Here is an 8,681-nt window from a genome sequence, read left to right on the forward strand (position 1 = left end):
GACGGGCACGGATGGCAATTGCAGGTACGGTATAGCAAAGAGAGCCGGCATTTCGCTCTTCGCTCACGGCGTGAGTTGGTGAGGATCTTTCGTACGCTCGACTCGCTCAATCGGTATGCTAGGAGTATCGGTACTCAACGCTTTACGATGGAAGGCTAACTAGTGTTCTCGTAACGAGACTACGAAAATTCTTTGCTGGTTGAATTCGAGTCGCGATTAGATTTTATAGTTTCGATAGCTGCGACAAGCATAAGGGTTTGGCCGAAAAGTCTTTTTGCCGATCCTATAGCTATTTTTTCGGGTCACTGGCAGGCAGAACCAATGAGCCAGGTAAGCGCAGTCTTACTGATAGTGAGGGAAATTTAATATTTCAGACAGACCCCAGCATACCCTAGTGCCTGTCACAACACTCTTCCAAGTTTTGGGCAATTTGCTATCAGCTCGCCAGGTGGCAGGGAGGCGTAGGTGACGATGTTGCCCAATGTAGAAGCCATATTCAAAAGAAGCGAGTTAGCCAATGGTGAAATTTAAGCATGACAACACTGACGATAATATCCCCTTGGCCATAATTGCAATCTTGCTGACCGTGCTTGCACTGTCTTTAGGAGACGCGCTCGTCAAGCTGATGAGCAGTACCTTTGTTATCTGGCAGATTTTCGTACTCCGATCAGTATTGATCCTTCCGGTTCTACTGCTGCTTGCTCGGGCAACCGGTGCAAGGAAACTCCCGCTAGGCGTGGGCTGGATTGTACTGCGCAGCGTCATGTTGATTGGGATGTGGGTACTGTACTATCTGTCACTGTCACATTTGACGCTTTCTGCGGCCGCAGCGGCTTACAACACATTGCCGATCTTCATCGCCATGCTCTCCGCGTTAATCTCTGGCGAGCGAGTCGGTGGTATTGGCTGGGTAGCAGTGGTTATGGGTTTTGCGGGTGTATTATTAATTCTTCGACCCGATGCTGAAGACTTTAATTTCTACACGATCTTACCGGTGGGCTCTGCGATACTATGTGCCTGCGCGATGACAATCACTAGACTCAAGTGTAGGGATCAGCACCCAATTATACTATCTCTGCATCTGAATATCGGTTTTATAATAGTTGGGTCGCTGGTCAGCGTGTTATTACTCGAGATGCCCAAGGACTTGCGTCATGGTTTTCTGTTTGCCGCTTGGACACCGATGGGCCATGCCGAATGGCAGGCGATAGTACTTTTGGCACTAGCGCTATTGGTTGGCAGCATTGGTGCTGCTATTGCCTACCAGAAGGGTCCTTCAGCCATGATAGGAACGTTAAATTTCTCTTATGTAGGCTTTGCGGCCATATGGGGTTTTGTCTTTTTGGGAGAAATGCCTGATATAATCTCGACGTTAGGTATGGTGATGATTATAGCTGCGGGAGTCCTTTCTGTACGTCATTAATGCAAGCCACGTCTTATGAAATTTTTACTTAGCCAGCCCAGCGACATCTCTACTTAGCCTTGACACATTACTTGACGCCTAACCAGGCGTGATGTCGGCTCGAAGTTGACCGATTACAACCCAAAACCTTGTGAACTGATACGTTTCCAGCGCAGACATGGATATGCTGAGCGACATCAAGGCCATCCAACTGACGGCCTTAAATGACTGTCAGAATTTTCAGCTTGCCAGCGCATCCACAGCTGCAACAGCGCCGTCTTCTTCACATATTTGACACGCGGTCGTAAAAATCGGTTATCAGATAACTGTGAAGATTCCTTTCATCAAAGTCAGGTGGCCGGGGAAGCTACAGAAGAATTCATAGGCCTCATCGCTCTTCAGACCAGCAAGGGAGAAGGTCACGCTGTCACTCTCACCGCCGCCGATCAAGCGAGTGTGGGCGATCACGCGCGGATCCTTGGGCTTGAGGTAGTCCTCCTCGAACCCTGCTCTGCCGCCGTCCGCATCGATTGCCTCGGCGTCGCTGGCCTTGGCCAGCACCCAGTTGTGCTCCATCACGCTCTTGGGCATGTTGCCCGAGTGGGTCAGGTGGAGCGTGAAGGTCTGGCAACTCCGACTTGCTTCGAGGGCTTGAACGCTGTAGGTCATCATGTCGGTACCGTCCACGGTGGCCTCGCAAGAGGCCGCCTGGGACCAAGGGGCGACGCCGGCCAGGACGATCAAGGTCAGGGCACGCAGCAGCATGGGATATCTCCTTTCAAGGCGTGCGACGAAGAATCTGCAAATAAGGATTAGCCTGGATCTGCCGCTCGGTGAAGGGCAGCGTCAGCCACTGTTGACGGGAGAACAGGAGGGTCTGGTCGCGATGGTGGGCCGAGCGCGGATCGCTGGACTGAGAGAAGGCCAGCACACCCCGGGCCTCGGGGCCAGCCGCGGTGAACCGCACCACCTGGATATAGCTGCTGCCCGCAACCACCTCTCGCTGATCGCCCTGTACCTCGCTCTGGATGGCGTTATAGATGCCCAAATGCCCGTCGCCCCCGGGGATGGCCACCCCGGCACTGCGCTGCACCTCGCCCCAGGCGCGTGGCAGGCGTTCGGCAACGGCCTCGGTCAGCCAGCGGTCCAGCCTCTCAGGGGCACCCTCACGGGCGTAATCGATGCCAGCCGGCGTGTGCAACGGATCGGCGGGGTCGAAGGGGCGCCGCCATAGGCTGCCATCCGCGGTCAGTCGTTGCATGACGCCTGCGAACACCTGCAGACCCGGCCCTGCGATGAGATTGGCGGTTCCGTCCCAGTCCGCCAGCTCCTGGCAAGCGCTGCGTACCGACGGCGGATGAGCTGGCCGCGCGCAGTACGCGAGTAAATCCGGCATCACCCAGACGCCGCTGGCGACCTGATTGGCCACCACCAGTTGGCGCTGACCTTGGGCATGGTCGCCAAGCGGGCCAGGGCAAAGCGCGTGCGAGCCCCCAGGGGTTCGCCGGCACGACTCACCAGCGGCGAAAAGCCTTCCAGCGGTCGCACGGGATCGGTGAGCCAGGCACTGTCGTTGCTGTTCTGCAGCACGCCGGTGCCGACCAACTGGGGTTGCTGGGCTGCCGGAACGATGCCCGGTTGGCGCGCGCGCGGATCGTCCCGCCAGTGACACGCGGCGAGATCGCCTCGCAGCCCCGGCAGGCCCTGGGCCGCCAGTTCGGGCAGCACTCAGGCTTGAAGCCGCGCGGCGTCCAGGTGTGGCACTACCGACAGGTCAAGGTAGGCAACCTGGCCTTGGTCGTCCGCCGCCAGGGTGTTGACCCAGGGAATGCCCTGGCGCGTGGCGATCGCCCGGGTCAAGGCGGCCGTGCTGTCGGCCCGGTTAATGGCGTCCCACTGGGCGAGTACCCGGGTGTTGTCCAGGTTGGCGTCGCGCAGCGCCCAGGCTTGGGTAGCGGTCTCGTCTAAGGGCCCAGGGAAGCGGATTAGCGGGCCGAAACGCGAAACCCAAACACTGCGCTCGATGGTGGTCAGGTGGCCAGCCGCGGTCCGTACCGCCACCTTGACCACCTCTTCACGCAATGGCAGCGACTGGCCATCGACCAGGTAGTGTCGCGGGCGGCGCGGATCGAGCGTCAGCCGATGCAGGGTGAAATGCGCGGCAGTATCCACCGTGTGAGTCCAGGCCAGATGCCGGTTGAAGCCGATGTTCACCAGCGGCAAACCCGGCAGCGCGGCGTCCATGACGTCGAGCTGCCCCGGCAGGGTCAGATGCAGTTGATAGAAGCGCAACGCGCCGTGCCAGGGAAAATGAGGATTGGCCAGTAGCAGGCTGCGCGCTCCAGCGGCGCGGGCACTGCCAACGGCGACCGCGTTGCTACCTAGCTCCTGGCGCAATCGTCGCGAGCCCGTCTGGACACCTGCCAAACCATCGCGCTGCAACGTGGCCGCGGCGAAGCCCTCGCCGAATTGACCCAGTCCGCCCTCCACCAGCAGCCGATGCGTCAACCGAATGAGATCCTCGCGCACCAGCGGTCTTGCCCAGGGCTCGTTCGCACAGCCCAGCGGGGTGGTAGGTGCTTGCAGATAGCGGTTGAACCCGGCGACATAGCCATCGAGACGGTCGGTCATGCTGACGGGCTGCGCCCGGTCGAAACGGCGCACCGCCGCCGCGTCATTGACCCAGCCGAAGAGCACGTCGGAGGCCAGGTTGGGCAGACCCGTCGAATTGACCCCTCGCTCCCCCAGGTAACGCGCACGTTCGCCTCGGGCGGTCATGGCCTCTTCCAGCAGCAGGCAGGCATTGTCACGGGCGTAGGCGTAGCCGATGCCATAGCCCAGTCCTCGCTCGTCCGTCGCACGGATGTGCGGGATGCCGTATTGGGTCCAGCGGATTTCCACGGGCTGATTCGGCGCGGCCTGGGCACCGACAGCGCCAAGACTCAGCCCCGCCACCAGTGAGAGATAGCGAAATGAACGAAGCACGAAAGGCAAACCTCTACCTGCAAGACCGGACATGCAGAGCAAACGAGCCTTTGGCGGAAAAATTTAAAGTGGGTCGGGCGGTTTGCGTTCCTAACGCAGCCTCATTGTAAAGATGCGGAAAAATAGCCCCAGGGCCTGTACGGTTTCCTCCTGAAACGAGTTAGCCTTGCCACCCTTCAGCGCCACCCGACCCTATCCAACCATGACGCCTTCTGCCGGCCCCCCCGACCATGACATTGCGGACGCCGCCGTCGACTGGTGCATCCGACTGCACGACGCCGAGTGCAGCGCCAGCGACCGCGCGGCCTTCCAGCGTTGGCTGGCGCGCGATCCGCGACATGCGCAGGAATACCAGCGGGTGGAGCGCACCTGGCAGCTCAGCGGGCTGATTCCCGCCCAGACCAGCCGGGCACCGCACAGAGTCCGCCGCACGCGCCGTCCATTGGCAACTGCTGCCATGCTCCTGATCGGTCTCGTGCTGGCCGGCTGGGGTGGTTGGGAACAGGGTTGGCTGCCCAACAACTACCACAGGTACCAGGCCGAACGAGAGCTGCAGCGCCTGGTCCTGCCCGATGGCAGCGAACTGGAGCTAGATCAGCGCTCTACCCTGAGCTTCGCCAACTTCAAGGATCGTCGCCAGGTCTGGCTGAGCCAGGGCAGCGCCTACTTCCACGCCAGCCGTGACCAGGCCCACCCCTTCCAGGTGAAGGCCGGTCAGGTAACGGTCACCGTGACCGGAACCCGGTTCAGCGTCCGCGCCCTGGGCGACGAGGTGCGGGTAACCGTCGCCGAGGGCTCGGTGGAGGTCGCCAGCCATGCCGATGGCGAAGACGCCCTGCTCACCCCCGGCACCCAGGCACGCTATCGCAAGGGCCAGGACCGACCCGAGGTCGGCGCAGTGGACCTGGACACCGCCCTGGCCTGGCGCAGTGGTCGGCTGGTGCTCAACGATCTGACGCTGGCCGAAGCGCTGCCGCTGATCAATCCCTACCTGGAGCGCCCCCTGGTGTTGGCCGATGCCGCCACCGGCGAGCTGCGGGTGGGCGGGGTCTTCGGCACCGGCAATCTCCAGGCACTGGTACAAGGATTGCCGCAAATAGTGGGGTAGCCTTCCAGGTACCTTTACGACGCCCCATGACCTCCCTTCGCCATCCCACCCTCGCCTTGGCCCTGGCTGCGGCCTTGAGTCTCTGCGCCATCGCGGCCTGGGCGCTGCTCCCGCGCACCAGCCAGTACGGCCCCACGGTGGTCGCCGACCTCCAGAGTCAGGTGACGGCTCTGGGCACTCTACAGCCGAGGCGCTATGTCGATGTTGGCGCCCAGGCCTCCGGGCAGATCCTGCGCCTGCACGTCGAGCCCGGCAGTGAAGTGGAGGCCGGGCAATTGCTGGTGGAAATCGATCCAGCCACTCAGCGGGCCCGCGTCGAAGCCGGCCATGCGCAGATCGATGCCCTGCACGCCCAGCTCGCCGAACAACGCGCCTTGCAGACCCTGGCCAGCCAACAGCACCGCCGCCAACTGGAACTGGCCCGCGGCAATGCAACCCGTGCGGAAGACGTGCAGAGCGCCAAGGCGCAGCTGGACGCCAGCGCCGCCCGGGTGCGCGGCCTGGAGGCCCAGATTCGCCAGGCTCGCGCCGGTTTGCGCCGCTACGAGGCCGAACTCGGCTACACGCGCATCTATGCGCCCCTGAGCGGCACCGTGGTGGCGGTGGACGCCCGTGAAGGCCAGACCCTCAACGCCCAGCAGCAGACGCCGCTGATCCTGCGTATCGCCCGCCTTTCGCCGATGACCCTCTGGGCCCAGGTGTCCGAGGCCGGCATCGGCCGTATCAAGCCCGGCATGACCACCTGGTTCACCCTGCTCAGCGGCGAACCGCGCCGTTGGGAAGGCAGGGTCCGGCAGATCCTGCCCGTCCCTCCTCGGCCTCTGGAGCAGAGCAATCAGGGCGGTGGGAGCCCGGTCGGCGACCAGGCCGGCCAGAGCAGGGTGGTGCTCTACACCGTGCTGATCGATGTCGACAACGAGGATCGCACCCTGATGGCAGACATGACCGCCCAGGTCACCTTCCTGGTGGACCTGGCGGCCGGTGCGCTGAGTCTGCCGGTGGCGGCGGTGCAGGACGATGGCCACGGCAGGGGCCTGGCCTGGGTGCTGACGGCCGATGGCACACCCGAAGCCCGGCGGCTGGAGACCGGCCTCAGCGATCGCCAGCGCTTGCAGATCCGCGCCGGCCTGGCCGAAGGTGAGCGAGTGCTGGTGGATCCGCCACAGGACGTCGCGCCATGAGCCGCGTGCCGCTGATCGAACTGGAGGCCGTGCGCAAGGCCTATGGCGGTGGTGAAACGCCCCGGATCGAGGTGCTCAAGGGTATTTCCCTACGCATCGACGCCGGTGAATTCGTCGCCATCGTCGGCGCTTCCGGCTCCGGCAAATCGACGCTGATGAATATCCTCGGCTGCCTGGATCGTCCCAGTAGCGGCCACTATCGCTTCGCCGGCCAGGATGTGGCGGTACTGGATCGCGATGCCCTGGCCTGGTTGCGTCGTGAGGCCTTCGGCTTCGTTTTTCAGGGCTATCACCTGATTCCCGCCGCTTCGGCCCAGGAGAACGTCGAATTGCCCGCGCTCTACGCCGGCGCCTCGGCCAGCCAGCGCGATCACCGCGCTGCCGCCCTGCTGGGACGTCTGGGCCTGGCGGAGCGCACCGCCAACCGACCGCATCAGCTGTCCGGTGGTCAGCAGCAGCGGGTGTCCATCTCCCGGGCCTTGATGAACGGCGGCCACATCATCCTCGCCGACGAACCCACCGGGGCGCTGGATAGCCACAGCGGCCAGCAGGTCATGGCACTGCTCGATGAGATGGCTGTGGAAGGCCACGTCATCATCCTCATCACCCACGATCGCCAGGTCGCCGAGCGCGCCGCCCGGGTGATCGAGATCAGTGACGGCGAGATCGTCGCGGATCGCCGACTGCGCCCTGCGGGCGAGTCAGGACTTCCCGCCATCGACCCCACCACCCGCCAGGAAACGCCCTACGGCCTCCTGCTCGCCGAAGGCCTCGACGCGCTGCGCGGCGCCTGGCACACGCTCTGGAGCAATCGGATACGCACGGTGCTGACCCTGCTCGGTATCGTCATCGGCGTGGCGTCGGTGGTGGTGATGCTGGCCGTGGGTGAAGGCAGCAAACGCAAGGTCATGGCGCAGATGGGCGCCTTCGGCTCCAACATCCTCTACCTGAGCGGTCGCGCGCCGAGTCCACGCGCCCCCGAAGGGGTAGTGACCCTGGACGACGTGGCGGCCCTGGCGACCCTGCCCCAGGTGCGTCGCATCATGCCGGTCAACGGCGCGGAACTGACCGTGCGCCATGGCAACCGCGACATGCAGGCCTACATCGGTGGCAGCAACCCGGACTTCCCTAAGATCCTCAACTGGCCGGTGGTCCGCGGCAGCTATTTCAGCCAGGTCGACGAAGCCCAGGCCGCCACCGTGGCGGTGATTGGCGACCGGGTGCGCCGGACCCTTTTCGAGGGGCGCGATCCCATCGGCCAGCAGATCCTTATCGAGAACGTGCCCTTCCGGGTGGTCGGTGTGCTCGCCGCCAAAGGCGCCAGTTCCGGCGATCAGAACGCCGATGACCGCATCGCCATCCCCTACTCCGCCGCCAGCATCCGCCTGTTCGGTCGCCACCAGCCCGAGTACGTGATCATCGCCGCCAGCGACGGTAGCCAGGTCCATCGCGCGGGCGCCGCCATCGAGCGTCTGATGCTGCGCCTGCACGACGGCCGCACGGATTTCGAACTCACCAACGACGCTGCCCTGATCCAGGCCGAGGCGCGCACCCAGGGCACCCTGTCGCTGATGCTCGGGGCCATCGCCGCCATCTCCCTGCTGGTCGGCGGCATCGGCGTGATGAACGTGATGCTGATGACCGTACGCGAGCGGACCCGCGAGATCGGCATCCGCGTCGCCGTGGGCGCCCGCCAGCGCGACATCCTGCGTCAATTCCTTACCGAAGCGGGTCTGCTGGCGCTGATCGGCGGGGTTATCGGCCTGGCCCTGGCCTTGACCATCGGCGCCGCGCTGCACTTGGCCAGCGTGTCACTGGTATTCACCCTGCCGGCGGTGCAGGGCGCCTTCGGCTGCGCCCTGCTCACGGGCGTGCTGTTCGGCTTCATGCCCGCGCGCCAGGCCGCTCGCCTGGACCCCGTCGTCGCCCTGGCCAGCCAATGAAGCTCGTCCTGTTGCGCTGCCTGCCGCTATGCCTGCTGCTCACCGCCTGCACCACCCCACCC

The 8,681-nt window shown here is 63.5% G+C and carries 5 protein-coding genes and 1 pseudogene; 4 read left to right on the plus strand and 2 right to left on the minus strand.

The window, feature by feature from the left end:
- Window positions 1–517 precede the first annotated feature (517 nt).
- Window positions 518–1,423: a DMT family transporter gene (locus GSQ95_RS16050; protein ID WP_158896971.1), complete on the plus strand. Its 906-nt coding sequence runs from the start codon at window positions 518–520 to the stop codon at window positions 1,421–1,423.
- Between the two features lie 297 nt (window positions 1,424–1,720).
- On the opposite strand, the gene azu is transcribed toward GSQ95_RS16050, so the two are convergent.
- A complete protein-coding gene (azu, locus tag GSQ95_RS16055; protein ID WP_158896970.1) occupies window positions 1,721–2,167 on the minus strand; it encodes an azurin in 447 nt (148 codons plus the stop codon).
- Between the two features lie 13 nt (window positions 2,168–2,180).
- Window positions 2,181–4,420, minus strand: a pseudogene (locus GSQ95_RS27195) (penicillin acylase family protein).
- Window positions 4,421–4,589: 169 nt separating this feature from the next.
- Between GSQ95_RS27195 and GSQ95_RS16065 the strand changes: the two are divergent.
- Genes GSQ95_RS16065 through GSQ95_RS16075 form a run of 3 tightly spaced genes read left to right on the plus strand, consistent with a single transcriptional unit; the run spans window position 4,590 to window position 8,619 of the window.
- On the plus strand, window positions 4,590–5,495 hold the full coding sequence (locus GSQ95_RS16065; RefSeq protein ID WP_158896969.1) for a FecR family protein: 906 nt from the start codon (window positions 4,590–4,592) through the stop codon (window positions 5,493–5,495).
- A gap of 26 nt (window positions 5,496–5,521) precedes the next feature.
- Complete coding sequence (locus tag GSQ95_RS16070; protein ID WP_158896968.1) at window positions 5,522–6,676, plus strand: efflux RND transporter periplasmic adaptor subunit; 1,155 nt, start codon at window positions 5,522–5,524, stop codon at window positions 6,674–6,676.
- Window positions 6,673–8,619, plus strand: coding sequence for a MacB family efflux pump subunit (locus tag GSQ95_RS16075; protein ID WP_158896967.1), 1,947 nt, complete (start codon window positions 6,673–6,675; stop codon window positions 8,617–8,619). Before GSQ95_RS16070 ends, GSQ95_RS16075 begins: the two co-directional genes overlap by 4 nt.
- Window positions 8,620–8,681: the final 62 nt, after the last annotated feature.

The organism is Pseudomonas sp. BAV 4579 (assembly GCF_009765395.1).
In the GTDB taxonomy this organism is placed as follows: domain Bacteria; phylum Pseudomonadota; class Gammaproteobacteria; order Pseudomonadales; family Pseudomonadaceae; genus Chryseomonas; species Chryseomonas aestiva.